This window comes from Paracoccus sp. 08 (genome assembly GCF_024105395.1).
In the GTDB taxonomy this organism is placed as follows: domain Bacteria; phylum Pseudomonadota; class Alphaproteobacteria; order Rhodobacterales; family Rhodobacteraceae; genus Paracoccus; species Paracoccus marcusii.
This window is the reverse complement of the sequence record NZ_WEKR01000064.1, coordinates 302,897-329,155: the sequence shown is the minus strand read 5'-3', so window position 1 is coordinate 329,155 and position 26,259 is coordinate 302,897. Positions and strand designations below refer to the sequence as shown.

21 protein-coding genes, 2 tRNA genes and 2 pseudogenes are annotated in these 26,259 nt (G+C 67.9%); 20 read left to right on the top strand and 5 right to left on the bottom strand.

Going from position 1 to position 26,259, the window contains the following annotated elements; translation table 11 throughout:
* Nucleotides 1–113: 113 nt before the first annotated feature.
* Nucleotides 114–188, bottom strand: a tRNA-Asn gene (locus GBO37_RS15605).
* A gap of 60 nt (nt 189–248) precedes the next feature.
* Nucleotides 249–1,109 (bottom strand): MBL fold metallo-hydrolase, encoded by an 861-nt coding sequence (locus tag GBO37_RS15600; protein ID WP_252929938.1) that lies wholly within the window; start codon nt 1,107–1,109, stop codon nt 249–251.
* Nucleotides 1,110–1,143: 34 nt separating this feature from the next.
* Between GBO37_RS15600 and GBO37_RS15595 the strand changes: the two genes are divergently transcribed.
* From GBO37_RS15595 to dusA, 5 genes are all read left to right on the top strand, one after another.
* The gene (locus GBO37_RS15595; protein ID WP_252929937.1) at nt 1,144–2,499 is read left to right on the top strand and encodes an ATP-binding protein; all 1,356 of its coding nucleotides are present in this window, start codon (nt 1,144–1,146) and stop codon (nt 2,497–2,499) included.
* 121 nt (nt 2,500–2,620) lie between these two features.
* Nucleotides 2,621–5,038 (top strand): endopeptidase La, encoded by a 2,418-nt coding sequence (gene lon / locus GBO37_RS15590; RefSeq protein WP_252929936.1) that lies wholly within the window; start codon nt 2,621–2,623, stop codon nt 5,036–5,038.
* A 122-nt stretch (nt 5,039–5,160) separates the two neighbouring features.
* Nucleotides 5,161–5,478: a DNA-binding protein gene (locus tag GBO37_RS15585; protein WP_252929935.1), complete on the top strand. Its 318-nt coding sequence runs from the start codon at nt 5,161–5,163 to the stop codon at nt 5,476–5,478.
* A gap of 59 nt (nt 5,479–5,537) precedes the next feature.
* A tRNA-Val gene (locus tag GBO37_RS15580) sits at nt 5,538–5,612 on the top strand.
* Between the two features lie 74 nt (nt 5,613–5,686).
* The gene (gene dusA, locus GBO37_RS15575; RefSeq protein WP_252929934.1) at nt 5,687–6,673 is read left to right on the top strand and encodes a tRNA dihydrouridine(20/20a) synthase DusA; all 987 of its coding nucleotides are present in this window, start codon (nt 5,687–5,689) and stop codon (nt 6,671–6,673) included.
* Here the strand turns inward: dusA and mazG are convergent.
* Nucleotides 6,670–7,476 carry a nucleoside triphosphate pyrophosphohydrolase gene (gene mazG / locus GBO37_RS15570; protein WP_252929933.1) on the bottom strand — a complete coding sequence of 269 codons (807 nt, stop codon included), beginning with the start codon at nt 7,474–7,476 and terminating at the stop codon, nt 6,670–6,672. The genes dusA and mazG overlap by 4 nt on opposite strands.
* 64 nt (nt 7,477–7,540) lie before the next feature.
* Here mazG and GBO37_RS15565 point away from each other — a divergent pair.
* The 11 genes and pseudogenes from GBO37_RS15565 to ggt all read left to right on the top strand — a co-directional run bounded on the left by GBO37_RS15565 (nt 7,541) and on the right by ggt (nt 16,708).
* A pseudogene (locus GBO37_RS15565) lies at nt 7,541–8,628 on the top strand (M20 aminoacylase family protein).
* A gap of 130 nt (nt 8,629–8,758) precedes the next feature.
* Nucleotides 8,759–9,091, top strand: coding sequence for a preprotein translocase subunit YajC (yajC, locus tag GBO37_RS15560; RefSeq protein WP_045981124.1), 333 nt, complete (start codon nt 8,759–8,761; stop codon nt 9,089–9,091).
* Nucleotides 9,092–9,107: 16 nt separating this feature from the next.
* Entirely contained in the window at nt 9,108–10,772 is a 1,665-nt protein-coding gene (secD, locus tag GBO37_RS15555) for a protein translocase subunit SecD (protein WP_252929932.1), read from the top strand.
* Between the two features lie 13 nt (nt 10,773–10,785).
* Nucleotides 10,786–11,772, top strand: a complete 987-nt coding sequence (gene secF / locus GBO37_RS15550; protein WP_045981126.1) for a protein translocase subunit SecF — start codon at nt 10,786–10,788, stop codon at nt 11,770–11,772.
* Complete coding sequence (locus tag GBO37_RS15545) at nt 11,772–12,128, top strand: Mth938-like domain-containing protein (RefSeq protein ID WP_148910672.1); 357 nt, start codon at nt 11,772–11,774, stop codon at nt 12,126–12,128. Before secF ends, GBO37_RS15545 begins: the two co-directional genes overlap by 1 nt.
* Nucleotides 12,125–12,736 carry a heme ABC exporter ATP-binding protein CcmA gene (gene ccmA, locus GBO37_RS15540; RefSeq protein WP_252929931.1) on the top strand — a complete coding sequence of 204 codons (612 nt, stop codon included), beginning with the start codon at nt 12,125–12,127 and terminating at the stop codon, nt 12,734–12,736. Before GBO37_RS15545 ends, ccmA begins: the two co-directional genes overlap by 4 nt.
* The gene (ccmB, locus tag GBO37_RS15535; RefSeq protein ID WP_127898150.1) at nt 12,733–13,389 is read left to right on the top strand and encodes a heme exporter protein CcmB; all 657 of its coding nucleotides are present in this window, start codon (nt 12,733–12,735) and stop codon (nt 13,387–13,389) included. Before ccmA ends, ccmB begins: the two co-directional genes overlap by 4 nt.
* 43 nt (nt 13,390–13,432) lie before the next feature.
* On the top strand, nt 13,433–14,158 hold the full coding sequence (locus GBO37_RS15530; RefSeq protein WP_127898151.1) for a heme ABC transporter permease: 726 nt from the start codon (nt 13,433–13,435) through the stop codon (nt 14,156–14,158).
* The gene (gene ccmD, locus GBO37_RS15525; protein WP_045981131.1) at nt 14,155–14,298 is read left to right on the top strand and encodes a heme exporter protein CcmD; all 144 of its coding nucleotides are present in this window, start codon (nt 14,155–14,157) and stop codon (nt 14,296–14,298) included. Before GBO37_RS15530 ends, ccmD begins: the two co-directional genes overlap by 4 nt.
* Complete coding sequence (locus tag GBO37_RS15520; protein WP_240542525.1) at nt 14,291–14,833, top strand: DsbE family thiol:disulfide interchange protein; 543 nt, start codon at nt 14,291–14,293, stop codon at nt 14,831–14,833. Before ccmD ends, GBO37_RS15520 begins: the two co-directional genes overlap by 8 nt.
* A 69-nt stretch (nt 14,834–14,902) precedes the next feature.
* Nucleotides 14,903–16,708 (top strand): annotated as a pseudogene (gene ggt, locus GBO37_RS15515) (gamma-glutamyltransferase).
* Between the two features lie 155 nt (nt 16,709–16,863).
* On the opposite strand, the gene acnA reads toward ggt, so the two are convergent.
* Nucleotides 16,864–19,644 (bottom strand): aconitate hydratase AcnA, encoded by a 2,781-nt coding sequence (gene acnA, locus GBO37_RS15510; protein WP_252929930.1) that lies wholly within the window; start codon nt 19,642–19,644, stop codon nt 16,864–16,866.
* Between the two features lie 234 nt (nt 19,645–19,878).
* Here acnA and GBO37_RS15505 point away from each other — a divergent pair, with 234 nt between their 5' ends.
* Genes GBO37_RS15505 through GBO37_RS15495 form a run of 3 tightly spaced genes read left to right on the top strand, consistent with a single transcriptional unit; the run spans nt 19,879 to nt 22,433 of the window.
* Nucleotides 19,879–20,856: a thioredoxin family protein gene (locus GBO37_RS15505; protein WP_139597696.1), complete on the top strand. Its 978-nt coding sequence runs from the start codon at nt 19,879–19,881 to the stop codon at nt 20,854–20,856.
* Nucleotides 20,857–20,901: 45 nt separating this feature from the next.
* Nucleotides 20,902–21,801: a DMT family transporter gene (locus GBO37_RS15500; protein ID WP_252929929.1), complete on the top strand. Its 900-nt coding sequence runs from the start codon at nt 20,902–20,904 to the stop codon at nt 21,799–21,801.
* Between the two features lie 26 nt (nt 21,802–21,827).
* Nucleotides 21,828–22,433 carry an inner membrane-spanning protein YciB gene (locus tag GBO37_RS15495; protein WP_252929928.1) on the top strand — a complete coding sequence of 202 codons (606 nt, stop codon included), beginning with the start codon at nt 21,828–21,830 and terminating at the stop codon, nt 22,431–22,433.
* Here GBO37_RS15495 and GBO37_RS15490 read toward each other — a convergent pair.
* A complete protein-coding gene (locus GBO37_RS15490) occupies nt 22,430–23,314 on the bottom strand; it encodes an alpha/beta fold hydrolase (protein ID WP_252929927.1) in 885 nt (294 codons plus the stop codon). The two genes, GBO37_RS15495 and GBO37_RS15490, sit on opposite strands and share 4 nt — an antisense overlap.
* Nucleotides 23,315–23,846: 532 nt before the next feature.
* Here GBO37_RS15490 and GBO37_RS15485 point away from each other — a divergent pair.
* Entirely contained in the window at nt 23,847–26,243 is a 2,397-nt protein-coding gene (locus GBO37_RS15485; protein WP_252929926.1) for a ribonuclease E/G, read from the top strand.
* Nucleotides 26,244–26,259: the final 16 nt, after the last annotated feature.

The window sequence follows — 26,259 nt, the reverse complement described above, 5'->3', positions numbered from 1 at the left end:
TGCAAGCTGTCGACCTGAGGGCGCGGCGGAGATCTTCGAAATTGGGAGAATGCTGTGCCGTCTATCTGGCACTTGTGTGTTTAACCAAACCTACTCAAGAACTTAGAGAGGTCTGGCTCCGGCGGTAGGGATCGAACCTACGACCAATTGATTAACAGTCAACTGCTCTACCGCTGAGCTACGCCGGAACACGGGGCGGATATAGCAACCTCGGTCAGGGGCGTCCAGTGGCGTTCTAGGGTTTTTTGTCATCCGGTCGAAAAAACCGTCTCGATCGTCAAAACGCCCGGAAAATCAATGGCTCCGATCTGGGACAGGGCGATCAGATGGGCCAGGACGTTGCGCGTGGCGATGGGAAGGACCGGTTCGGGCACCGCATAGATGCGGCGCGCGAGGCCCGCCGCGGAATCGGGCCGGACCCGCAGGGCGGCCAGGATCTGGGACGTGCGGTCGCGGCGGTGCCGCGTCAGTTCCGCGATCCGGTCCTGCGGGGCCGTGATCGCGGGCCCGTGGGTGGGCAGCAGAACACGCGGCGACAGTGCCGCCAGCCGTTCCAGCGAGCGGAAGTATTCCGCCAGGTCCCCATCCGGCGGAGAGATCAGCGTCGAGGACCAGCCCATCACCAGGTCGCCGCAGAAGATCCGGTCACCCCATTGGAACGACAGGTGCCCTGCCGCATGACCGGGCGTGTGCCACGCGGTCAGCGACCAGTCTGGCGTGGTGATCACCTCCTGGTCGCGCAGGTGGCGGTCGGGCGCGAAGGCGTGGTCCAGCCCCTCGCCCCCGCCAAGACCCTCCAGCGCCAGGCGGGACATCAGCGGCGACCGCCCTGCCAGCGCATCGCCGAAGGCCAGCACCGGGGCGCCGGTCAGGCGGGAAAGGCGTGCGGCTCCGGCGCTGTGGTCGCGATGCGCGTGCGTGATCAGGATATGGCTGATGCGGCCGCGGCCGGCGCGGGCGACGGCGTCGATATGGGCGGGATCGTCGGGGCCGGGGTCGATCACCGCGACATGGCTGTCGCCCAGCAGGAAGGTGGTCGTGCCCGGCCCGGTCAGGGGGGACGGATTCGGGGCCAGGATCTGCAGCGGCTCTTTCGCAGGGGGGGTCATGGGGCTAGCCTAGCGCGCAACGCAGGAGACCGCCATGTCGAACAATGCCGACGCCACGCAGATGCGCAAGCTGGTCCCGCGGGGCCTCTATGCGCGCGCGGCGCTGATCCTGTTCCTGCCGGTCGTGGTGGTGACGACTGTGGTCAGCGTGATGTTCCTGCAGCGCCATTTCGAGGGCGTGACCCGGCAGATGACCGCCAGCATGTCGCACGAGCTGACTTTCGTCGCGCGGCTGATCGACAGTGCCGCGACGCCCGAGGCGGCGCGGCGCGCCGGGGTGTCCGTCGCGCGCCCGCTGGAGCTGGAACTGGCGCTGCCGGTCGATCCGCCTGCCGAGGATCGGCGGCTGTTCTATGATTTTTCGGGGCGGGTGGTGACCGAGGTGCTGCGCGACGCGCTGCCGCAGGTGATCTCGGTCGATCTGGCCAGCAGCGACCGGCGGGTGTCGGTGGCGCTGGACGGGCCGCATGGACCCTATGCGCTGAGCTTCGAGCGGCGGCGGGTCAGCGCGTCGAACCCGCACCAGCTGCTGGTGCTGATGGTGTTCACGTCGGTCCTGATGACGGGGATCGCGATGATCTTCCTGCGCAATCAGCTGCGGCCAATCCGGCGGCTGGCCTATGCGGCCGAGGAATACGGCAAGGGGCGGATCGTGCCCTATCGCCCGTCCGGGGCGGTCGAGCTGCGCAGCGCGGGCACCGCGTTCCTGGACATGCGCAACCGGCTGGAGCGCCAGAACGACCAGCGCAAGCTGATGATGTCTGGGATCAGCCACGACCTGCGCACGCCGCTGACGCGGATGAAGCTGGGGCTGTCGATGATCGGGCCCGACATGCCGCCTGAGCCCGGTGACATCAGCGCGATGGAGGCCGACATCGCGGAGATGAACCGCATGGTCGACGGCTTTCTGGACTATGCCCGCGACGACGCGCAGGACAGCGCGCCCCAGCCCATCGCCGCCGCGGGTTTCCTGGAGGGTCTGGTGGCGGACGCGCAACGCGCCGGCCAGCAGGCCAGCCTGGTCCAGTTCGAGGGCGATCGGGACGGGCTGGCCACCTTCCGCCCCGACATGCTGCGCCGCGCGCTGGAGAACCTGATCGGCAACGCGGTGCGTTACGGCAGCCGCGCCGAGATGGACGCCTCGCTTGGCCCGCGCAGCCTGCGGATCGGGATCGAGGATGACGGCCCCGGCATCCCGGAGGACAGCCTGGACGCGGCCATGCGGCCCTTTACCCGGCTGGATCCGTCGCGGCGCAGGAACAGCGCGCAGGGGGCCGGGCTGGGCCTGGCCATCGCCGCGGACGTGGCGCGCGCGCATGGCGGGCAGCTGCGGCTTGGCCGCGGCCCGCGTCTGGGCGGTCTGCGGGCAGAGATCGTCATTCCACGCTGACGAAATAGGTGGCATTGTTGCGGTCATATTGAACGCGGGGGGCGACACCCCTAGATTGATCGCATGCAGAGGCCGCGCGTCGCCATGACGGGGCCGCGGCTTCGGGCAGAAAGGACATACCATGACGGAATTCACCACCCAGACCTATCCGGTGCTGCCCCTGCGGGATATCGTCGTCTTCCCGCACATGATCGTTCCCCTGTTCGTCGGACGCGAGAAATCGGTCCGCGCGCTGGAGGCTGTCATGGAGTCGGACAGCCCGATCCTGCTGGCCGCCCAGAAGGACGCAGCGATTGACGAGCCGACCGAGGACGGCATTTTCCGCGCGGGGGTTCTGGCCAACGTGCTGCAGCTGCTCAAGCTGCCGGACGGCACCGTCAAGGTGCTGGTCGAAGGGCGCGAGCGTGTCGAGATCACCGATTTTGTGCCTCATGACGACCATTTCATGGCCGAGGCGCGTGTTCTGGACGAGACCATGGGCGACGAGGCCACCGTGGCGGCTCTGGTGCGCACCGTGACCGAGGAGTTCGAGCGGTACGTCAAGGTCCGCAAGAACATCCCAGAGGAGGTCGTGACCGCTGTGTCCGAGGCGTCCGAACCCGGCAAGCTGGCCGACCTTGTTGCCGGACACATGGGCATCGACCTGGAGCGCAAGCAGGACCTGCTGGATACGCTGGAGGTCGCGGCACGCCTTGAGAAGATCTATGGCCACATGCAGGGAGAGATGTCTGTCCTGCAGGTCGAGAAGAAGATCAAGTCGCGCGTCAAGACCCAGATGGAGAAGACTCAGCGCGAATACTATCTGAACGAGCAGATGAAGGCGATCCAGAAGGAGCTGGGCGATGGCGAGGACGGCCAGAACGAACTGGCCGAGCTGGAGCAGAAGATCGCCGCCACCAAGTTCAGCAAGGAGGCCCGCGATAAGGCCGAGGGCGAGCTGAAGAAGCTGAAGTCGATGTCACCCATGTCGGCCGAGGCGACCGTCAGCCGCAACTACCTGGACTGGCTGCTGTCGCTACCCTGGGGTGTCAAGTCGCGCACCCGCAAGGATCTTGGCCGCGCCGAGGCGATCTTGGACGCCGACCACTATGGTCTGGACAAGGTCAAGGAGCGGATCGTCGAGTATCTGGCCGTGCAGGCCCGCAGCCAGAAGCTGAAGGGCCCGATCCTGACGCTGGTCGGTCCTCCGGGCGTTGGCAAGACCTCGCTTGGACGGTCCATCGCCAAGGCGACGGGGCGCGAGTTCATCCGCATCAGCCTTGGCGGCGTGCGCGACGAGAGCGAGATCCGCGGTCATCGCCGGACCTATATCGGATCCATGCCGGGCAAGATAATCCAGGCGCTGAAGAAGGCCAAGACGACCAACCCGCTGATCCTTCTGGATGAGATCGACAAGATGGGCCAGGATTTCCGGGGCGATCCGGCATCCGCCATGCTGGAGGTGCTGGATCCGGAACAGAACTCGACCTTCGTGGACCACTATCTTGAGGTGGAATACGATCTGTCGAACGTGATGTTCGTGACCACGGCCAACAGCTACAACATGCCGGGCCCGCTTCTGGACCGCATGGAGATCATCAGCCTGTCGGGCTATACCGAGGATGAAAAGCGAGAGATCGCCAAGGGCCACCTGCTGTCCAAGCAGATCGCCGCGAACGGTCTGCGCAAGGGGGAATTCGGCGTCTCGGACGAGGCCCTGACCCACATGATCCGGTATTACACCCGCGAGGCCGGCGTGCGTTCGCTGGAGCGCGAGATCGCCAAGCTGGCCCGCAAGGCCGTGACCGAGATCCTGAAGGGCAAGGTCAAGTCGGTCGAGGTGACGCCGGAGAAGGTCGAGGAATACCTCGGCGTGCGCCGCCACCGCTATGGCCTGGCCGAGAAGGAGGACCAAGTCGGCGTGGTGACGGGTCTTGCCTGGACCTCGGTCGGGGGCGATCTGCTGCAGATCGAGGCGCTGCGCCTGCCGGGCAAGGGTCGCGTCAAGACCACCGGCAAACTGGGCGAGGTGATGAAGGAATCGATCGACGCGGCGTCCAGCTTCGTGCGCTCGATCGCGCCGGATATCGGGGTCAGGCCCCCGGAGTTCGACAAGCGCGACATCCACGTCCACGTCCCGGAGGGCGCCACGCCCAAGGATGGTCCGTCGGCGGGCATCGCCATGGTGACCTCGGTCGTGTCGGTCATGACCGGAATTGCGGTCCGCAAGGACATCGCCATGACCGGCGAGGTGACGCTGCGCGGCAATGTGCTGGCCATTGGCGGGCTGAAGGAGAAGCTGCTGGCGGCCCTGCGTGGCGGCATCAAGACGGTGCTGATCCCGCAGGACAATGAAAAGGATCTGGTCGAGATCCCGGACAACGTCAAACAGGGGCTGACCATCATTCCGGTCAGCAACGTGCGCGAGGTTCTGCGCCACGCCCTGGTGTGCCAGCCCAAGGCCATCGAATGGGACGAGGCCGCCGAAGAGGCGGCCGAGGCCGCGCGGCTAGCCAACCATCGCGGCAGCGATGGACAGGGCAGCGCCGTCGCGCACTGACAGGAAAGGGCCGGGGCGATCCCCGGCCCTTTTCCCATGGTGCGGGCGGGCGTTAACATAGATTGACGCAACGTCAAATCGCGCTAGGCTGATCCCATCATTGCCTGACGGGGGGAACAGCAATGCCAGCCGAAATCATCGGGGCCGACGGCCCGACGCCCGTGCTGCACGATCCGCATGTGGCGATTGTCGTTCAGAAGCGAGACTTCATCGACCGGGTCGTGGCCGCGACGGGCGCCCGGCGCACCGATGCGCGCCCGATCATCGAGGCGACGCTGGCGCAGCTTGGCATGGTCCTGTCCGCCGGGCACACCCTTGCAGTGCCGCCCCTGGGGCGGGCGCGAATCAATCTGGAGCGTGACGCTCGCGGCGGCGATGTCATCACGCTGCGGCTGCGCCGCCGTGCCCCCCACCGGCCTGATGGCGTGGAAAACAGCTAGTCGAAACGCGCATCGCCCTCTTGCAACCGGCTGCGGCTGGCGGTAATGACCAGCCCGACGGGTGATTAGCTCAGTGGTAGAGCGCTTCGTTCACATCGAAGATGTCAGGGGTTCAAATCCCTTATCACCCACCATTTCCCTTGCCGGTTTGCGCTTTTCGCCGCGGGCGCCTATATCGGCGGCCTTGACCCGCAATCCCGGACCGCCCATGCCCGACCCGATCAGTGATGCCGCGCGCCTTTCGGTCGCGCCGATGATGGACTGGACCGACCGCAACTGTCGGCGGTTCCACCGGCTGATGTCGCGCCGTGCGCTGCTGTACACCGAGATGGTGACCGCGCCGGCGATCATCCACGGCGACCGGCCGCGCCTGCTGGATCATGATGCCGCGGAACACCCGGTGGCGCTGCAGCTGGGCGGATCGGACCCTGCGGAACTGGCCCAGGCCACGCGGCTGGCCGCCCCCTGGGGTTATGACGAGATCAACCTGAACTGCGGCTGTCCAAGCGACCGCGTGCAGTCCGGCGCCTTTGGCGCAATCCTGATGACCACGCCGCAGGTGGTCGCCGATTGCGTGGCGGCCATGCAGGACGCCAGCGCCGTGCCCGTGACCGTCAAGTGCCGCATCGGGGTGGACGACCAGCAGGCCGAACAGGTGCTGCCCGAGTTTCTGGACATGCTGCAGCGCACGGGCATCCGGCGGGTGACGATCCACGCGCGCAAGGCCTGGCTCAAGGGGCTCAGCCCCAAGGAAAACCGCGAGGTCCCGCCGCTGGACTATCCGCTGGTCCACGCGATGAAGGCGCAGTTCCCGGCGCTGCATCTGTCGATCAACGGCGGCATCGCGACGCTGGATCAGGCCCGTGACCAGTTGGCGGTGATGGACGGGGCGATGATCGGCCGCGCGGCCTATCACGAACCGTGGAACATCCTGGGCGGCGCGGATGCGCTGTGGGGCGACGTTCCGCCCTTTGCCGCCCCGGCCGAGGTCGCCGTGGCGATGCGCCCGATGATCGTCGATCACATCGCCAAAGGCGGGCGGCTGCACCAGTTCACGCGGCACATGCTGGGCCTGTTCCACGGCCAGCCCGGCGCCCGCGCCTGGAAGCGCACCCTGTCCGAGGGGGCGTCCAAGGGCGGGATCGAGGTCTATGACGCGGCCCTGGCGCAGGTGACCGAGGCCGCGCCGGCCTAACCGGTGGCCTTCTCGGCGACCTTGGCCGCGTTCCACAGGCGGTCCATCTCGGCCAGGTCGCTGTCCTCGGGGCGGCGGCCGTCGGCGGCCAGCGCGGCCTCGATGGCGGCAAAGCGGCGCGTGAACTTGGCGTTGGCGCGGCGCAGGGCCAGTTCGGGGTCGATCTTCAGGTGGCGGCCCAGGTTGGCCATCACGAACAGCAGGTCGCCGAACTCCTCCTCCATCGCGTCGGGGCCCAGGGTGTCGCGGGCCTCGACCAACTCGGCCGTCTCCTCGGTGATCTTGTCCAGGACGTCCGCAGGGCCGGGCCAGTCAAAGCCCACGCGCGCTGCCCTATTCTGCAGCTTAAGCGCCCGCGTCAGCGCGGGCAGGCCCATGGCGACCCCGTCCAGCGTGCCGCGTTCGGCCTTGCCGGCCCGTTCGACGGCCTTGATCGCCTCCCAGTCCTTGACCTGCTGTTCGGCGGACTTGTCGCGGGATTCGTCGCCGAAGACATGCGGATGCCGGAAGATCAGCTTGTCGCTGATCGCGGCGGCACAGTCGGCGAAATCGAACATCCCGGCCTCGCGCGCCATCTGGGCGTGAAACACCACCTGAAGCAGCAGGTCGCCCAGCTCTCCGGGCAGCTCGTCCCAGGCTTGGCGCTGTATCGCGTCCTCGACCTCGTGGGCCTCCTCGATCGTGTAGGGCGCGATCGAAGCGAAGTCCTGTTCGATATCCCAGGGGCAGCCGGTCTTGGGGTCGCGTAGGGCGGCCATGATGTCCAGCAGACGCGTGATCTGCGCGGCGGGGTCGAGGGTCATTGCAATTCCCTTCGTCAGGCGGAAGATGGCCCATCGACTGCCACAGCATAAGGCCCAAGTCCACATGCCCGTCCTGAACCGCATCGCCGATTTCGCAGATCAGATGACCGAATGGCGCCGCCACCTGCACCAGCATCCCGAACTGGGCTTCGACTGCGGCCAGACCGCCGCGTTCGTCGCGGCGCGCCTGCGCGAGTTCGGCGTGGACGAAATCCACGAGGGGATCGGCCGCACCGGAATCGTGGCGATCATCCGCGGGCAGGGAGAGGGCCCGACCATCGGCCTGCGCGCCGACATGGACGCCCTGCCCATGACCGAGACGACGGGCCTTCCCTGGGCCTCGACCGTGGCGGGGCGGATGCATGCCTGCGGTCATGACGGGCACACGACGATGCTGCTGGGGGCCGCGAAGTACCTGGCCGAGACGCGCAACTTTGCCGGCCGCGTCGCACTGATCTTCCAGCCCGCCGAGGAGAACGGCGGCGGCGGCGACGCGATGGTCCAGGACGGGATGATGGACCGTTTTGCCATCGAACGCGTCTTTGCGATGCACAACAATCCCGGCCAGCAGACCGGCAGCTTCCAGACCACCCCCGGTCCGATCATGGCCGCCGTCGACACGTTCGAGATCGACGTGCAGGGCCGCGGCGGGCATGGCGCGATGCCGCACCTGACCGCCGACCCGATCGTGGCCGCCGTGGCGGCACCGGCAGCGCCGACAACATCGTGCCGGACACGGCCTATATCTGCGGGACGGTGCGGACCTTCGCGCCCCATGTGCGCGACATGGTGCGCCGCCGCATGACCCAGATCTGCGACGGGCAGGCCCAGGCCTATGACGTGGAGATCCGCCTGAACTATCAGGAAGGCTATCCCGCGACGGTCAACGATGCCGAACAGACCGCCTTTGCCGTGCGCGTCGCCAAGGAGATCGCCGGCCCCGCCAATGTCGATCCCGACGCCGGCCGCGAGATGGGGGCCGAGGATTTCAGCTATATGCTGAACGCGCGGCCCGGCTGCTATCTGTTCCTGGGGCAGGGGGACGGCGCGGGGGTCCATCACCCGGCCTATGACTTCAACGATGCGATCTCTCCGGTCGGGGCCAGCTTCTTCGCGCGGCTGGTCGAACGGGCGCAGCCGGCGCAACCCTGATCACAAGGACGTTCGCCGCCCTTGCCAGCAAGGCGGCGGGCGCTTTCTTGCCAAGGGCGGACAGCGCGGCTAGGTTGCGCGCCAATCCTGACGCGGCCCCGGTCGCGCCCCCAGACCGAAAGGACCCTTGATGTTCGTGACCCCCGCCTATGCCCAAGCCGCCGGCGGCGCCGGTGCCGGTGCTGCATTCGCGCAGTTCATCCCGCTGATCCTGATCTTCGCGATCATGTACTTCCTGATGATCCGCCCCCAGCAGAAGCGTCTGAAGGCACATCGCACGATGGTCGAGAACGTCAAGAAGGGCGACCGCGTCGTCACCCAGGGCGGCATCCTGGGCAAGGTCGTGTCGGTGGGCGAGGACGAGCTGGAGGTCGAGATCGCGACCGGCGTGCGTGTCCGCGTGATCCGCAGCACCCTGGCACAGGTCGTCACCAAGACCGAACCTGTCGCCGCAAACAGCTGAAAAGGCCCTAGCCAAGATGCTTCAGATCGACCGATGGAAGCGCGTCCTGATTTTCGGGATCTGCCTTCTGGGCCTGCTATATGCCTTGCCCAACGCCTTCTACGCCCGCGTCGAGGCGCATAACGATGCCGTGGCCCAGATCGAGGCCACCGGCGTCGAGACGCCCGAACTGGCCGCGGCGCGGGATGGGTGGCCGTCGTGGATGCCGTCGCATCTGGTCAATCTGGGGCTGGACCTGCGCGGTGGCGCCCATCTGCTGGGCGAGGTGCAGGTCGACCAGGTCTACAAGTCGCGCATGGATGCGCTGTGGCCCGAACTGCGTCGCGCGCTGTCGGATGCCCGCGACACCGTCGGATCGGTCCGCCGCGTGGCCTCCCCCGACGGCGTTCTGGCCATCGAGATCGGCAATGCCGACCAGATGGCCGCCGCGACCGAGATCGTGCGCGGATTTTCCGCGCCCGTCACCACGCTGACCGGCGCGGGCCAGCAGTCGCTGGCGATCAGCACCCAGGGCGCGACCCTGACCATCCAGCTGTCAGATGCCGAAAAGGCCGTCACCGACGACCGCACGATCCAGCAATCGCTGGAGATCGTGCGCCGCCGCGTCGACGAGGTCGGCACGCGTGAACCCACCATCACCCGCCAGGGCGAGGACCGCATCCTGATCCAGGTGCCGGGCATCGGATCGGCCGCGGAACTCAAGGAGCTGATCGGCACCACCGCGCAGCTGACCTTCAACCCGGTCGTGGGCACCACCGCCGACCCGCAGGCCCAGCCCGGCGTCGGCCAGACGATCGCGCCGTCCATCGACCAGCCGAACCTGTTCTATATCCTGGAGCAAAGCCCCGTCGTCACCGGCGAGGATCTGGTGGACGCCATGCCCGCCAGCGACGAGAACGGCCTGCCTTCGGTCAACTTCCGCTTCAACCCGACAGGGGCGCGGGCGTTCGGGGCCTATACCTCGGCCAATATCGGCCAGCCCTTCGCGATCGTCCTGGACAACGAGGTCATCTCGGCCCCGGTCATCCGCTCGGCGATCACCGGCGGATCGGGCCAGATCTCGGGCTCGATGGACTTCGACCAGGCGAACCAGCTGTCGATCCTGCTGCGCGCCGGCGCGCTGCCGGCCGAGCTGACCTTCCTCGAGGAACGCACCATCGGCCCCGAATTGGGCCAGGACAGCATCGAGGCCGGGCGCATCTCGGCCATCGTCGCCACCGGGCTGGTCGCGGCCTACCTGATCGCCAGCTATGGGCTGTTCGGCGTGTTCGCCTCGATCGCGGTCGCGGTCAACGTCATCCTGATCCTGTCGATCATGAGCATGATGGGCGCCACCCTGACCCTGCCGGGCATCGCGGGCATCGTCCTGACGGTGGGCACCGCGGTCGACGCCAATGTCATCATCTTCGAGCGCATCCGCGAGGAGCTGCGCCGCGCCAAACGACCGTTCCGCGCCATCGAGGACGGCTTCCGCGAAGCGATGAGCGCGATCATGGACGCCAACGTCACCAGCTTCATCGCGGCGGCGGTGATGTTCTATCTGGGCTCGGGCCCGGTCAAGGGCTTTGCTGTCACGCTGACCATCGGTCTGGTCACCTCGGTCTTCACGGCGATCTTCCTGACGCGCCTGATGATCCTCACCTGGCTGGAATGGCGCAAGCCCGTCCAGCTGAACCTGTAAGGGGGACGCAATCATGGCCTTCCGTCTGAAACTGGTCCCCGACGTCACCCGGATCGACTTCTTCCGCTGGCAGTGGCTGACCGTCGGGGCGTCCGCCGTGGCGGTGGTCGTGTCGATCCTGGCCACGATCTTCATGGGGCTGAACTACGGCATCGACTTCCGGGGCGGCACGACGATCCGCACCGAAAGCACCACCGCCTTCGACATCGGCGACTATCGCCAGGCGCTGGACGGCATGGGTTTCAGCGACGTGTCGATCACCGAGGTGTTCGACCCGTCCTTCGGGGCCGACCGCCACGTCGCCATGGTCCGCATCGGCACGACGGACGAGGCGGGATCGGTCTCTCCCGAGCAGTTGGCCGAGGTCGAGGCTGCGTTGCAGCAGGTCGACCCGCAGGTGACCTTCGCCTCGGTCGAATCCGTCGGACCCAAGGTGTCGGCCGAACTGATCCGCACCGCCATCATGGCCGTCGCCGCAGCGACGATGGGCATCCTTCTGTACATCTGGCTGCGGTTCGAATGGCAATTCGCCATCGGGGCGGTGGTGGCGCTGTTGCACGACATCATCCTGACGGTCGGCATCTTTGCGCTCCTTCAGATGAAGTTCGACCTGACGACCATCGCGGCGCTGCTGACGACATTGGGCTTCTCGGTCAACGACACGGTCGTGGTCTTCGACCGGCTGAGGGAGAACCTGATCAAGTTCAAGACGATGAAGCTGATCGACGTCATGAACCTGACCGTGAACGAGACGCTGTCGCGGACCGTCATGACCGCGGTGACCACCGCCATCGCTCTGACCGCGATGCTGGTCCTGGGCGGCGACGTGGTGCGCGGGTTCGTCTTCGCGATGCTGTGGGGCGTGTTCGTGGGCACCTATTCCACGGTCTATGTCGCCAAAAGCGTCGTTCTGTGGCTGGGCGTGAAACGCGACTGGTCCAAGGACGGCGACGGTCCCAAGAAGAACGTGTCTCCCTTCGAGGGCGCCGAGGAGGTCTGATGCCCGCCCTGACGCCTACGGATTTCACCGGCCAGAACGCGGTCGACGGCTATGGACCCGGCTTCTTCCGCATTGCCGGAAAGGTCCATCAGGGCGCGCAGGTGGTCGAGCCCGACCGCGTGACGCCCTGGGGCGGGCTGGACGATCCCGGCCCGCTGCTGGCGCTGGCCGGGCACGTGGACGTGCTGTTCCTGGGCCTTGGGGCGCAGGTCGGCTATGCCCCGCGCGACCTGGCGGCGCAGCTGGACGCGCTTGGCGTGCGGGTCGAGGCGATGGCCTCGGCCACCGCGGCACGCACCTACAACGTCACCCTGTCCGAAGGGCGGCGCGTCGCCTGCGCCCTGATCCCCGTGTGAGCCTGCTGGCCGTCCATGACCTTGCCGTCGCGCGCGGAGGTCTGCGGACGGTCGAGGGCGTCAGCTTTGCCCTGGACCCCGGTCAGGCGCTGATCCTGCGCGGCCCGAACGGGCTGGGCAAGACCACGCTGCTGCGCACGGTCGCGGGGCTGCAGTCCCCGGTCGCGGGGCGGATCGACATGGCCGACGACGTCGTCGCCTATGCCGCCCATGCCGACGGGCTGAAACCGGCCCTGACGGCGCGCGAGAACCTGACATTCTGGGCGCGGGTCTTTGGCGGGCAGGGCGTCGATCGGGCCTTGGCCGCGATGGACCTGACCGCGCTGGCCACGCGCCCCGCCGCGGCGCTGTCGGCGGGGCAGAAACGCAGGCTGGGGCTGGCCCGGCTGCTGGTTACGGACGAGCCGACGGTGTCGCTGGATGCCGCATCGGTCGCGCGCTTCGCGCAGGTGGTGGCCGACCATCTGGGGCAGGGCGGTGCGGCGCTGATCGCCACGCATATCGACCTGACCCTGCCGCAGGCGCGCGTCCTGGACCTGACCCCGTTCCGCGCCCGGCCCGGCGCGCCCGTCGCGCGGCCGTCCGGCTTCAACGAGGCGTTCGGATGATCGCGCTCTTGATCCGCGACCTGCGTCTGGCCACGCGGGCGGGCGGCGGATTCGGCCTGGGCGTCGCGTTCTTCCTGATCCTGTCGGCGCTGGTGCCCTTTGGTGTCGGTCCGGACCGCGCCACGCTGGCCCCCGTGGCGCCGGGCATCCTGTGGGTCGGGGCGCTGCTGGCATGCCTTCTGTCGCTGGATCGCATCTTTGCGCTGGATCACGAGGACGGCAGCCTGGACCTGCTGGCCACCGCCCCCCTGCCGCTGGAGGGGGCGGTCGCGATCAAGGCTCTGGCCCATTGGATCACCACCGGCCTGCCGCTGGTGCTGGCCGCCCCGATCTTCGGGCTGCTGCTGCACCTGCCGCTGCAGGCCGTGCCGGCGCTGGTGCTGTCGCTGGCCCTGGGCACGCCGGCGCTGTCGATGCTGGGGGCCTTCGGGGCGGCGATCACCGTCGGTCTGCGCCGGGGGGGGCTGCTTTTGTCGCTGTTGGTCCTGCCGCTGTATATCCCCACACTGATCTTCGGCGCCGAGATCACCCGCCGCGGGGTCGAGGGGCAGGCCATCGGCACGCCGCTGGTGTTCCTGGCGGGCATCACGCTGGCGGTGCTGGCGCTGATCCCGCTGGCGGCAGCGGCGGCGCTGCGCGTCAATCTGCGGTGAGACGCCCTTGAGGGCGCGGGGAAAACAGGGAATACACGGACACATGTCGATCTGGGAATACGCAAACCCCGCCAAGTTCATGCGCACCACCGAAGGGGCCTTGCCCTGGCTGGTCGGCAGCGCCGCGATCTGCTGCGTGGGCGGGGTGGTCTGGGGCTTCATGACGCCCGAGGATTTCCGCCAGGGATCGACGGTCAAGATTGTCTTCCTGCACGTGCCCGCCGCGATGATGGCCATCAACATCTGGGTGATGATGCTGGTCGCGTCGCTGATCTGGATCATCCGCCGCCACCATGTCAGCGCGCTGGCCGCCCGGGCCGCGGCCCCCATCGGGGCGGTGATGACACTGATCGCGCTGGCGACCGGGGCCATCTGGGGTCAACCGATGTGGGGGACGTGGTGGGAATGGGACCCGCGCCTGACCTCGTTCCTGATCCTGTTCCTGTTCTACATCGGCTATATCGCGCTCTGGGCATCGGTCGAGGATCCCGACAGCGCCGCCGACCTGACGGGCGTACTGTGCCTGGTGGGGTCGGTCTTTGCCCTGCTGTCACGCTATGCGGTGCTGTTCTGGAACCAAGGCCTGCACCAGGGCGCCAGCCTGTCCGTCGCCCCGGGAGAGCGGATGTCGGCCGTCTATCGCCACCCGCTGTACCTGTCGATGCTGGGGTTCTTCCTGCTGACGCTGGCGCTGATCCTGATCCGCACCCGAACCGAAATCCGCAAGCGCCGCCTGGCCGCGCTGCAAGCCAGGGAGATGCGCGCATGATCGATCTTGGACGGTATGCCGGCACCGTGCTGGCCGCCTATGGGGTCAGCATCGTGCTGATCGCGGGGCTGGTCTGGCACACCGTCGCGGCCAATGCCCGCGCCCGCCGCGCCCTGCAGGAGTTCGAGCGCAATGGCTAGGATCGCGCCGCTGATGCTGCTGCCCCCGCTGGCCTTCGCGGCGCTGGCCGCGACCTTCCTGTGGGGCATGAACCGCGATGATCCTGGCAGCGTACCGTCGGCCATGATCGGGCGTCAGGCGCCGCCCGTGCCGGCCACGACGCTGCCCGGCAAGACCCAGCTGACCGACGCGATGCTGCGCGAGCCGGGGGTCAAGCTGGTGAACTTCTGGGCCAGCTGGTGCCCGCCCTGCCGGATCGAACATCCGACCCTGATGGCGCTGTCCGCACAGCTGCCCGTCTATGGCGTCGATCTGCGCGATGTCGAGGCCAACGCGCTGCAGTTCCTGTCTGCCGACGGCGACCCCTTCGCGGCGCTGGCGACCGATCCGCGCGGACGGGCAGCCATCGACTGGGGCGTGACCGCGCCGCCGGAAACCTTCATCGTCGATGGCGACGGGACGGTTCTGTACCGGTTCGCCGGCCCGCTGGTCGATGCCGATTACCAGACGCGATTCCTGCCGGAACTGGAACGCGCATTGGCCGACCAGGACTAGGCCGCTTGCACCCAGTCCCCTTGCGCGACATGCTGACCCAAAGGCACGCACAAATAAGGGAGACGGCAGATGACACGGACAGGTCTGGCACTGGCGCTGCTGATGGGCAGCACCACCTGGGGCATGGCCCAGCAGGCGACCGATGCGATCGCGCCCGAGGCCGCGTCGGGCACGCAGGTCGCGACCGAAGGCTTTGGTGATCTGACGCAGGCCGCCCGCGACGGGCTGGCCGCCAAGGCCGAGGGTCGCCCGGTTACCGCCCCCGACTGGATGATCAGCGCCGCCCACCCGCTGGCCGTGCAGGCCGGCGCCCGCGTGTTGGAACAGGGCGGCAGCGCGGCCGACGCGATGGTCGCGGTCCAGGTCGTGCTGGGCCTGGTGGAACCGCAAAGCTCCGGCTTGGGCGGCGGGGCGTTTCTTGTCTGGTACGACGCCGCCACGGGCGAGGTGACCACGCTGGACGGCCGAGAGACCGCACCGATGGCCGTGACCCCCACGCTGTTCCAGGATGACGAGGGTCAGCCGCTAGACTTCATGGAGGCGGTGGTGGGCGGTCGGTCCGTCGGTACTCCCGGCACGCCGCGCCTGCTGGAGACAGCGCACCGCAAATGGGGTCGCGCCAACTGGGCCGGGCTGTTCCAGGACGGCATCGATCTGGCCCAGAACGGGTTCACGGTGTCGCCGCGGCTGGCCTCGCTGGTCGCGTCCGAAGGCGATGCCCTGGCCCGCTATCCGGCGACGACGGACTATTTCTTTCCCGGCGGTCAACCCGTCGCGCAGGGGGCGACGCTGACCAACCCCGCCTATGCCGACACGCTGCGGGCGCTGGCCCGCGACGGTGCGGATGCCTTCTATGACGGTCCCATCGCGGACCAGATCGTCGCGGCGGTCCGCGGGGCCGAGGACAATCCCGGCCTGCTGACCCGGTCCGACCTGTCGGCCTATCGCGTCGTGGAGCGTCCGGCGGTCTGCGTCGAGTATCGCGATCACGACGTCTGCGGCATGGGGCCGCCATCCTCCGGGGGGCTGACGGTGGGGCAGATCCTGGGGATGCTGGGCGGCTATGACCTGGCTTCGTTTGGCGCCGAAAGCCCCGAGGCGTGGCGCCTGATCGGCGACGCCTCGCGCCTGGCCTTCGCCGATCGGGGCCGCTTCATGGCGGATGCCGATCATGTGGCGATGCCGACCCAAGGGTTGATCGACCCGGCCTATCTGGACGAACGCGCCGCCCTGCTGCAGGGCGACGACAGCCTGCCCGAGGTCACCGCCGGCTAGCCGGGGTGGAGCCACGCCGCCCTGTGGGGCCAGGACAGCGCGCTGGAACTGCCCTCGACCACCCATATCTCGATCGTGGATGGCGACGGGAATGCGCTGTCGATGACCACCACCATCGAAAACGGTTTCGGGTCGCGGGTGATGGCGGCGGGGTTCCTGCTGAACAACGAGCTGACCGATTTCAGCTTCGAGACGCATGATGCGGACGGCTGGCCCATCGCCAATGCCATCGCGCCGGGCAAGCGGCCGCGGTCGTCGATGGCGCCGACCATCGTGCTGAAGGACGACGCCCCGGTGATGGTGATCGGATCGCCGGGCGGCAGCCGGATCATCGGCTATGTCGCGCGGGCCATCGTGGCGCATCTGGACTGGGGCCTGGACATCCAGGCCACCGTGGCCGGGCCGAACCTGGTGAACCGTTTCGGCCCGATGGATGTCGAGGCGGGGCTGCCCGCGGCCTTGACCGACGGGCTGACCGCGATGGGGTTCGAGCTGAACGAGACCGAGCTGACATCGGGCCTGCAGGGGATCGTGGTCACCCCCGACGGGTTGCAGGGCGGCGCCGACCCGCGCCGCGAGGGTGTCGCCATCGGCGGCTGATCCGCGCCGGGCGGGGGGCTGTCCCAGCGTCGGTCCTCGCCGGGTTTTCGGCAACAAAGATGCCCGCCCCGGCGTGGTCGGCGCCCATCCTGGCCCTGGTCATGAAGAAACCCCCGGCGCGTTGCCGGGGGTTTCCTTTTCGCAGCGCGGGCGGATCAGGCGGCGGCGAGGTTGCGCAGCACATAGTGCAGCACACCACCGTTCTTCAGGTAGTCGATCTCGACCTCGGTATCGACGCGGGCCTTCAGCTGGATCGTCTTCTCGGTGCCGTCGGCGTACTTGATCGTGCAGGGTACCATCGACAGCGGCTTGAAGTCGCCGGCCAGCCCCTCGATCGTCACGACCTCGTCGCCGATCAGGTTCAGCGAATGGCGGGTGTCGCCATTGGTGAACTCGAACGGGATGACGCCCATGCCGACCAGGTTCGACCGGTGGATCCGCTCGAAGGATTCCGCGACCACGGCCTTGACGCCCAGCAGGTTGGTGCCCTTGGCCGCCCAGTCACGCGACGAACCTGCGCCGTATTCCTTGCCGCCGAAGATCACCAGCGGGGTGTCCTGTTCGACATAGGACATCGCGGCGTCATAGATCGCGGCCTGGTTGCCCGACGCGTCCTTGGAGTAGCCGCCCTCGACCCCGTCCAGCATCTCGTTGCGGATGCGGATGTTGGCGAAGGTGCCGCGCATCATGATCTCGTGGTTGCCGCGGCGCGAGCCGTAGCTGTTGAAATCGCGCGGCGAGACCTGGCGCTCCGTCAGGTACTTGCCTGCCGGGGTGGTGGGCTTGAACGAACCTGCGGGGCTGATGTGGTCGGTCGTGATCATGTCGCCCAGCAGCGCCAGGACGCGGGCGCCCTTCACGTCGCTGATCGTGCCCGCATCCTTGGACATGCCCTGGAAATAGGGCGGGTTCTGGATGTAGGTCGACGAGGCCGGCCAGTCATAGGTCTCGCTGTCGGTGATCTCGACGCCCTGCCAGCGCTCGTCGCCCTTGAAGACGTCGGCGTATTTCGCCTGGAACATCTCGCGGGTGACGATGGTGTCGACCAGGTCCGCGACCTCCTTGGAGGTGGGCCAGATGTCCTTCAGATAGACCGGCTTGCCGTCGGGCGTGTGCGCCAGCGGGTCCTTGGTCACGTCGATGTTCATGTCGCCCGCGATGGCATAGGCCACGACCAGCGGGGGGCTGGCCAGATAGTTCGCACGGACGTCCGGGCTAATGCGCCCTTCGAAGTTGCGGTTGCCCGACAGGACCGACACGGCGACCAGGTCGTTGTCGTTCACGGCCTTCGAGATCTCGGGCTGCAGCGGGCCCGAGTTGCCGATGCAGGTGGTGCAGCCGAAGCCCACCAGGTTGAAGCCCAGGGCGTCCAGGTCCTCCTGCAGGTTCGCGGCCTTGAGGTATTCCTCGACCACCTGCGAGCCGGGTGCCAGCGAGGTCTTGACCCAAGGCTTGCGGGTCAGGCCCAGGGCGCGCGCCTTGCGGGCGACCAGGCCCGCGGCCATCAGCACATAGGGGTTCGACGTGTTGGTGCAGGAGGTGATCGACGCGATCACGACCGAACCGTCACGCAGGGTATAGTCCTCGCCCTCGACGGCACCGCTGTTCAGGTGGCCGTGGCTGCCGCCGGGGATTTCCTCGGGCGCGGGATCGGGGGAACCGGCTTCCTCGGTCATCTCCGCCTTCTCCTCGGCCGGGACGGACGGTGCCGGGCGGATGCCGCGGATGTATTCGCCGAAGGCGGTCGCGGCCTCGGTCAGGGGGACGTGGTCCTGCGGGCGTTTGGGCCCCGAGATCGCCGGGACGACCGTGCTCTGGTCCAGCTCCAGTGTCGAGGAGTAGACGGGCGCATAGTCCGCCGTGCGCCAGAAGCCGTTCTCCTTGGCATAGGCTTCGACCAGGGCGATGCGGTCCTCCTCGCGGCCGGTCTGGCGCAGATAGCGCAGCGTCTCGTCGTCGATCGGGAAGAAGCCGCAGGTGGCGCCGTATTCGGGGGCCATGTTGGCGATGGTCGCACGGTCGGCCAGCGGCATGTGGTCCAGCCCCTCGCCGTAGAACTCGACGAACTTGCCGACGACGCCGTGGGCGCGCAGCATCTGGGTGACCTTCAGCACCAGGTCGGTGGCGGTGACGCCCTCGCGCAGCGCGCCGGTGACCTTGAAGCCCACGACCTCGGGGATCAGCATCGAGATCGGCTGGCCCAGCATCGCGGCCTCGGCCTCGATCCCGCCCACGCCCCAGCCCAGGACGGCCAGGCCGTTGACCATGGTGGTGTGGCTGTCGGTGCCGACCAGCGTGTCGGGATAGGCGACGGTCTTGCCGGTCTGGTCCGTGTCGGTCCAGACGGTCTGGGCCAGGTATTCCAGGTTCACCTGGTGGCAGATGCCGGTGCCGGGCGGAACCACGCGGAAGTTGTTGAACGCCTTCTGGCCCCATTTCAGGAACGTGTAACGCTCCATGTTGCGCTCGTATTCCAGTTCGACGTTGCGCTGGAAGGCGCGGGGGGTGCCGAATTCGTCGATCATGACCGAGTGGTCGATGACCAAGTCGACCGGGTTCAGCGGGTTGATCTGCTGCGGGTCGCCGCCAAGCGCCTTGATGCCGTCGCGCATCGCGGCCAGGTCGACCACCGCCGGAACGCCGGTGAAGTCCTGCATCAGCACGCGGGCCGGGCGATAGGCGATCTCGCGGCTGGACTTGCCGCCGTCGGTGGCCCATTGCGCGAATGCCTTGACGTCGTCGACGGACACGGTGCGGCCGTCATCCTCGAAGCGCAGCATATTCTCCAGCACGACCTTCAGCGCGGCCGGCAGTTTCGAAAAGTCGCCAAGCCCCGCCTCGGTGGCGGCGGCGATCGAGTAATAGTCGACGCTCTGCGCGCCCGCGCTCAGCGTGCGGCGCGTCTTGGCGGTGTCGGTTCCGGTCTGGATGGGCATCAAGGCCTCCCTGTCTGCAAGAATGGATGGGTCCGGCGTGTGCCTTGCTTTGCCCCATCGGGGGGCATCGCGCAAGGGTTGCGTCGCGAATTGTATGCGATTGCATACCATCTTTCGCGCTGTTGCTCAAGAGGCACGCATCGGTCCGTCGCACGCGCTGACGAAGCCTTGATTTGGTGTTTCACCGCGCCACCCGTTAACACGCTGGATGTGAAACATGACGGGAAACATCTTATGGCCCTGTGGCCCCGATCTGCGTTGCGGCCCTGCCGCGGGATGGGCGGGGCCATGATGCTGGTGGCGATGCTGGCCGCGGCGCCGGCGCTGGCGCAGGATGGCGGCCATGCCGACATCACGCAGCGCAGCGCGCCAAGCCCCGCGCCCAGCCAGATGAACCGCCCGGAGGCACCGCTGATCCTGGCGCCCGACGATCCGGGCCGGCAGAGCCCCTCGACGATGTCGCTGACGGAATCGGGCGGCGTGAACGGTTTCGTCCCGGCCGAGGCCGCGCCGCCGGTGACGGCGGACCTGCCCTCGGCCAACCTGCCGGTCGTGGTCGAGCTGTTCACCTCTCAGGGCTGTTCGTCCTGTCCCCCGGCCGATGCGATGCTGACCATGCTGGCGGGACAGCACGACGTGCTGCCGCTGTCCTTCCATGTCGACTACTGGGACTATCTGGGCTGGGCCGACAGCTTTGCCCGGCCCGAATTCACCGAACGCCAAAGCGCCTATGCCCATGCGGTGGGCGAACGGTCCGTCTATACGCCGCAGATGATCGTGGACGGACAGGACACCGCGGTCGCGCCGGGGCCCGCGCAGCTGATGGGCCTGATCGACGCCCACCGCTTTGCCCCCGCAGAGGTCACCATCCAGCGAGAGCGCACCGACGCCGGAGAGACGATCGAGCTGCAGCCCCTGTCCGATCTGGGCGGCAAGGTCGACGTGCTGCTGGTTCGCTATGCCCCCGAACGCCCTGTCGACATGACCGCCGGAGAGAACCGCGGCAAGACCGTCATCTATACCAATGTCGTCCTGGGGATGCAGCATCTGACGCGGTGGGACGGGCTGCAGCCATTGCGCCTGACGGTGCGCGCGGACCTGGTCGGCGATGCATCCTTTCCCGACGACACGCGCCACGCCCTGCTGGTCCAGCAGATGATGGGCAAGCGCGCCCTGCCGGGACCGATCGTGGCGGCCATCCGGCTGGATTGACCCGTCGCGTCTTGCACATCCTGCAAATCGGGGCCATCAGGCGGAATGGGAGATTTCATCATCCAGATCGCCGGGACCGAACAGGGGGCGCGGCTTGCGTCGATCCTGGCGATCACGGCGGCCTTCCTGCACGCGGTCTTCGGCGCGCTGCAGAAGGGGCGGCACGATCCCTGGATCAGCCGCGCCGCGATCGACCTGTCCTATCTGGTGCTGGCCCTGCCGGTGGCGCTGTTCCTGGTGCCGTGGCCCGATCCGCACCTGTGGCCGGTGCTGGCGGGCGCGATGGGCATCCATATTGCCTACAAGATCGCGCAGGCCAAGACCTATCAGCGGGGGGCTTTCACGGTCGTCTATCCCGTGGTGCGCGGTTCCGCGCCGCTGGTCGTCGTGCTGGTCGCGATGATCGTCTTTAACGAACGCTTCAACGCGGTGCAGTGGGTGGGGCTGGGCCTGCTGGTCGGCGGCATCTTCGGGCTGGCGCTGAACAGCCTGCGCAAGCTGAAGGTCGGTCGCGACACGCTGGTCCCGGCGCTGGCCTGGGCGCTGATCACCGGCGTGACGGTCGCGGCCTATACGACCTATGACGCCTGGGGCATCCGGCTGGCGGCGAACCCGTTCACGTTTCTGGCATGGTTCTTCGTGCTGGACGGCCTGTTCATGCCGCTGCTGAGCTGGCGCCGGCTGGCCGCCCTGCCGCGGGCCGAGGTCGCACCGCTGGCCGCGCGCGGCATGATCGGCGCCGTGGTGGCATTCGCCAGCTTCGGGTCGGTGATGCTGGCCACGCGCATCGACGACGTGGGCCGCGCCGCCGTGCTGAGAGAGACCTCGACCGTGTTCGCCGCCCTTGTGGGCTGGGTCATCCTGGGCGAAAAGGTGGGGCCGCGGCGCGTCGCGCTGATGGCGCTGATCGCGCTTGGCGCGGTCATCGTGGAATTCGCCGCCTGACGGGCGGCCACAGGAAGGCAGTCGGGATGGAAAACACGAAACCCTGGGTCAAGCCGGCGCTGGAGTTCGGCCCCCTGATCCTGTTCTTTGCGGTGTTCATGCTGTATCGCAACGACACCGTGACCATCGCGGGGGAAAGCTATGGCGGGTTCATCCTGGCCACGCTGGCCTTCATTCCTGCGCTGATGCTGACGACCGCGATCCAGTGGCGCATCACCGGCAAGCTGGCGCCGATGCAGGTGGCCACGCTGGTTCTGGTCATCGTCTTTGGCGGGCTGTCGGTCTGGCTGAACGATCCGCGCTTCTTCAAGCTGAAGCCCACGATCATCTATCTGCTGTTCGCGGCCATCCTGGGCGTCGGCCTGATGCTGCGCCGCAACTGGCTGGGTGCCGTCCTGTCCGAGGCGCTGCCGATGGACGCGGAAGGCTGGCGCAAGCTGACGCTGCGCATGGCGCTGTTCTTCGTGGCGCTGGCCATCGCGAACGAACTGGTCTGGCGCAACCTGTCGGACAGCACCTGGGTCTGGTTCAAGACCTTCGGCCTGCCGGTGCTGCTGTTCGCGTTCCTGCTGGGCAATGCGAAACTCTATCGCGATCACGCCTTGCCCGTCAAGGACGACGCCCAGCCCTAGGCCCGCATTCCGCCCAGGGACACCGGCCCCGCCCGCAGCCGCGACCAGCGCGGCTGTGGCCGCAGCGGCAGGTGATGGCGCAGCAGGCCCAAGGGCAGGGCCCAGGGGTGGCACAGCGCCGCACGGTAGAAGGCGAACAGTCCCTGGCGCCGATAGGGCGTCCAATGCGACATCAGCCGGGCTCCGCGGGCGGTGGGAAAGCCCAAGGTCTCCAGCGCCTCAAGGGTGGCGGCATCGTCGATCTGCAGGTCGACCCAGTTGGCGCGGGCCTGCGCCAGTCCTGCGCCAAGCGCCCGCCTGCGCCCGCGCGACAGCAGTTGTTCCAACGCGAAATCGAACAGGTCGTTTTCGCGGGCGGTGACGTTCAGCACCTCGGCCATGCGGCCCGCCGGACTGTCCAGCGCCGATTGGGCGGCGTCCTGGAATTCGGCGGCGTTCAGCAGGACGATCCGGCCGATACTGCCGGGCGTGGCATGGGCCAGCGCCTGCAGCGCCACGCGGCCGCCAAGCGAATGCCCGATCAGCCCGACGGGCCGCCCCGCAAGCGTCGCCAGATCGTCGATCATCGCGCCCAGGTCCGCCCCGGCCCCGGCGGCGCGGTCATAGGCGTGGCGCAGTCTGCCCCGCGCCTCCCATCCGCAAGCCAGGGCCAGGCCTTCGGACGGATCGCCCTGAAAGCCCAGCTGCTGCGGCCACGAGATGCCGCCGGGACCGGCCTGGGGCGACAGGATGTGGCGGTGCGGGTCATGCGCCGGATGGGCCGGGGAATAGCGATAGCCGTGCAGCATCACCAGGACCGGCGCCCCCGCGGGCAGGCGGCGCGCGGCGTCCCGCAGGGCAGGGGGCACAGGCTGGTCGGCATCCATCCGCATCACGGGCATCGCGGCCTCCGTTCCCGGTCGATCCCGGACTAGGGACAGGCTGCGACGGGCGCGTGAAAAATCTGTTAATGCTGCGTGACGTTGCGCGGCTGCCGCAAATTCGCCCATGCCTGGCCCGGATCGTTTTCGGCATTGAATTTTGATGGGTTCCACCGCTATGTTGGCCCCATGCGCAGGGCTGCCCGCAACCGGGGGTTGCCACGCGCCGAAAGTTTCGCAGCGCGGCACCTCTGATCCCGATACCGGGCAGCCATGTGTCCCGCGGAAAACCAAGCCTCCGTCGCGCCACCGCATTGCGGGGCGGCGCAGGAGGTCAGATGAACAGCGGCCCCGCCTTGCGGCATCGGGCCATCCTAGGGAACAGACGCGATGACGCGCGCTTTGGACGGCAGACTTCGGGACGGGCGGGCAGGATGCCCCGTCCGACCGGACGTCTTCGACGGTGACGCGCCCGTGTCCTCATCACACCGCAGACCGAACCGGGGCATGCCGATGGCGCCACCCGGTCTTCGGCTGCGCGAAAGACATAACAATGGCAATGAAAATGCTGATCGACGCCACCCATGCCGAGGAAACTCGGGTGGTCGTGGTCGATGGAACCAAAGTCGAGGAATTTGATTTCGAGACGGCCAACCGGCGCCAGATCGCCGGGAACATCTACCTGGCCAAGATCACGCGGGTCGAGCCCTCGCTGCAGGCGGCCTTCGTGGATTACGGCGGGAACCGCCACGGCTTCCTGGCCTTCGCGGAGATCCATCCGGACTATTACCAGATTCCCGCGGCCGACCGCGAGGCGCTGAAGGCCGAGGAACGCGCCGATGCCGAGGCCCAGGAGGCCGAGGAGGAGCGTGGCCGTTCGCGCCGCAAGCCCCGCGCCGAGGCGGTCGATGCCTCGGACGAGACGACGACCGACGACGCGGGCCAAGACGCGACCGACAAGGACGACGAGATCGAATCGGTCGCCGACGAGGACGTGACCGAGGAGGTCCGCGCGCCCCGAAAGCCGCGTGCGCGCCGCTACAAGATCCAGGAGGTCGTCAAGGTCCGCCAGATCATGCTGGTGCAGGTCGTCAAGGAGGAGCGTGGCAACAAGGGTGCCGCGCTGACCACCTATCTGTCGCTGCCCGGCCGCTACTGCGTCCTGATGCCCAACACCGCGCGTGGCGGCGGCATCAGCCGCAAGATCACCAATGCCGCGGATCGCAAGAAACTCAAGGACATCGCGGGCGAACTTGATGTGCCCAAGGGCGCCGGCCTGATCATCCGCACCGCGGGCAGCGAACGCACCCGGATGGAGATCCGCCGCGATTACGAATACCTGCTTCGCCTGTGGGAGCAGATCCGCGACCTGACCTTCAAGTCGATCGCGCCGGCCGCCATCTATGAGGAAGGCGACCTGATCAAGCGCAATATTCGCGATCTGTATTCCAAGGACATCGACGAGGTGCTGGTCGAGGGCGAGCGCGGCTATCAGCAGGCGCGCGACTTCATGCAGATGATCATGCCGACGCATGCCGACAGCGTGAAGCATTATCAGGACCAGATGCCGCTGTTCGCGCGCTTCCAGGTCGAAAGCTATCTGGCGGGCATGTTCAACCCGGTCGTGCAGCTGAAGTCGGGCGGCTACATCGTCATCGGCATCACCGAGGCGCTGGTCGCCATCGACGTGAACTCGGGACGGGCCACCAAGGAGGGCTCGATCGAGGAGACCGCGCTCAAGACCAACCTTGAGGCCGCCGACGAGGTCGCCCGCCAGCTGCGCCTGCGCGACTTGGCCGGGCTGATCGTCATCGACTTCATCGACATGGACGAGCGTCGCAACAACGCCGCCGTGGAGAAGCGCATCAAGGACAAGCTGAAATCCGATCGCGCCCGCATCCAGATCGGCCGCATCTCGGGGTTCGGCCTGATGGAGATGTCGCGCCAGCGCCTGCGCCCCGGCATGCTGGAATCGACCACGCAGCCCTGTGCGCATTGCCACGGCACCGGCCTGATCCGCAGCGATGACAGCCTGGCGCTGACCATCCTGCGCGCGATCGAGGACGAGGGCACCCGCAAGCGTTCGCGCGAGGTTCTGGTCAAGGCGCCCGTCGCCGTCGCCAACTTCCTGATGAACGCCAAGCGTGAGCATGTCGCCGGCATCGAGGCGCGTTACGGCCTGTCCGTGCGCGTCGAGGCGGACCCGGCACTGGTGTCCCCGGACTTCGCGATCGAGAAGTTCAAGACCGCGACCCGCGTGCTGCCCGAGCCCAGCCACGTTCCCCTGGGCGTCAATGCCGACCTGATGGCCAGCATCGACGAGGAGGAGGACCTGGACGTCGCCGAGCCGCAGGAGGAGCCGGTTGCCGAGGTCGTCGAGGCGTCCGAACCCGCTGCCGAGCCGCGGGCCGAGCGTCCCGCCGATGCGGATGCGGATGGCGAGGGTCGGTCGCGTCGCCGCCGTCGTCGTCGTCGTCGGAAATCCGGCGAGCGTCCCGAGGGCGAGGATCTGCGCGCCGATGACGATCAGGACGACGATGGCGAGGACCAGTCCGACGAGGACGTGGCAGCCCCCGCCGCCGCCGAACCGGTTGCCGCTGCTGCCGATGATCAGCCCGAGGCCGATGCGCCCCAGGCCGAGGAGGAGGCTCCTGCCGGTCGCACCCGGACGCGTTCGCGCGGCCGGTCGCGGTCCAGAAAGCCGGTCGATGCGCAGCCCCTGGCCGAGGTCGTCGACCTGCAGGACAGCCAGGATGCCCGCGCCGATGCGCTGCCCGGCCTGAACGCCGCCCCCGTCGCCGCCGAAGCGGTGGCCGAGGCGCTGGTCGAGACCGCCGCGGCCCCGGTCGATGCGGCACCCGCGGAGCCCGAACCGCAGGCCGAGGCCCAGCCCGAACCCGTCGCCGAGGCCGCGCCCTCCAAGCGGCGCGGATGGTGGTCGGGCCGGTAAGGTTCGCTGAACCAGG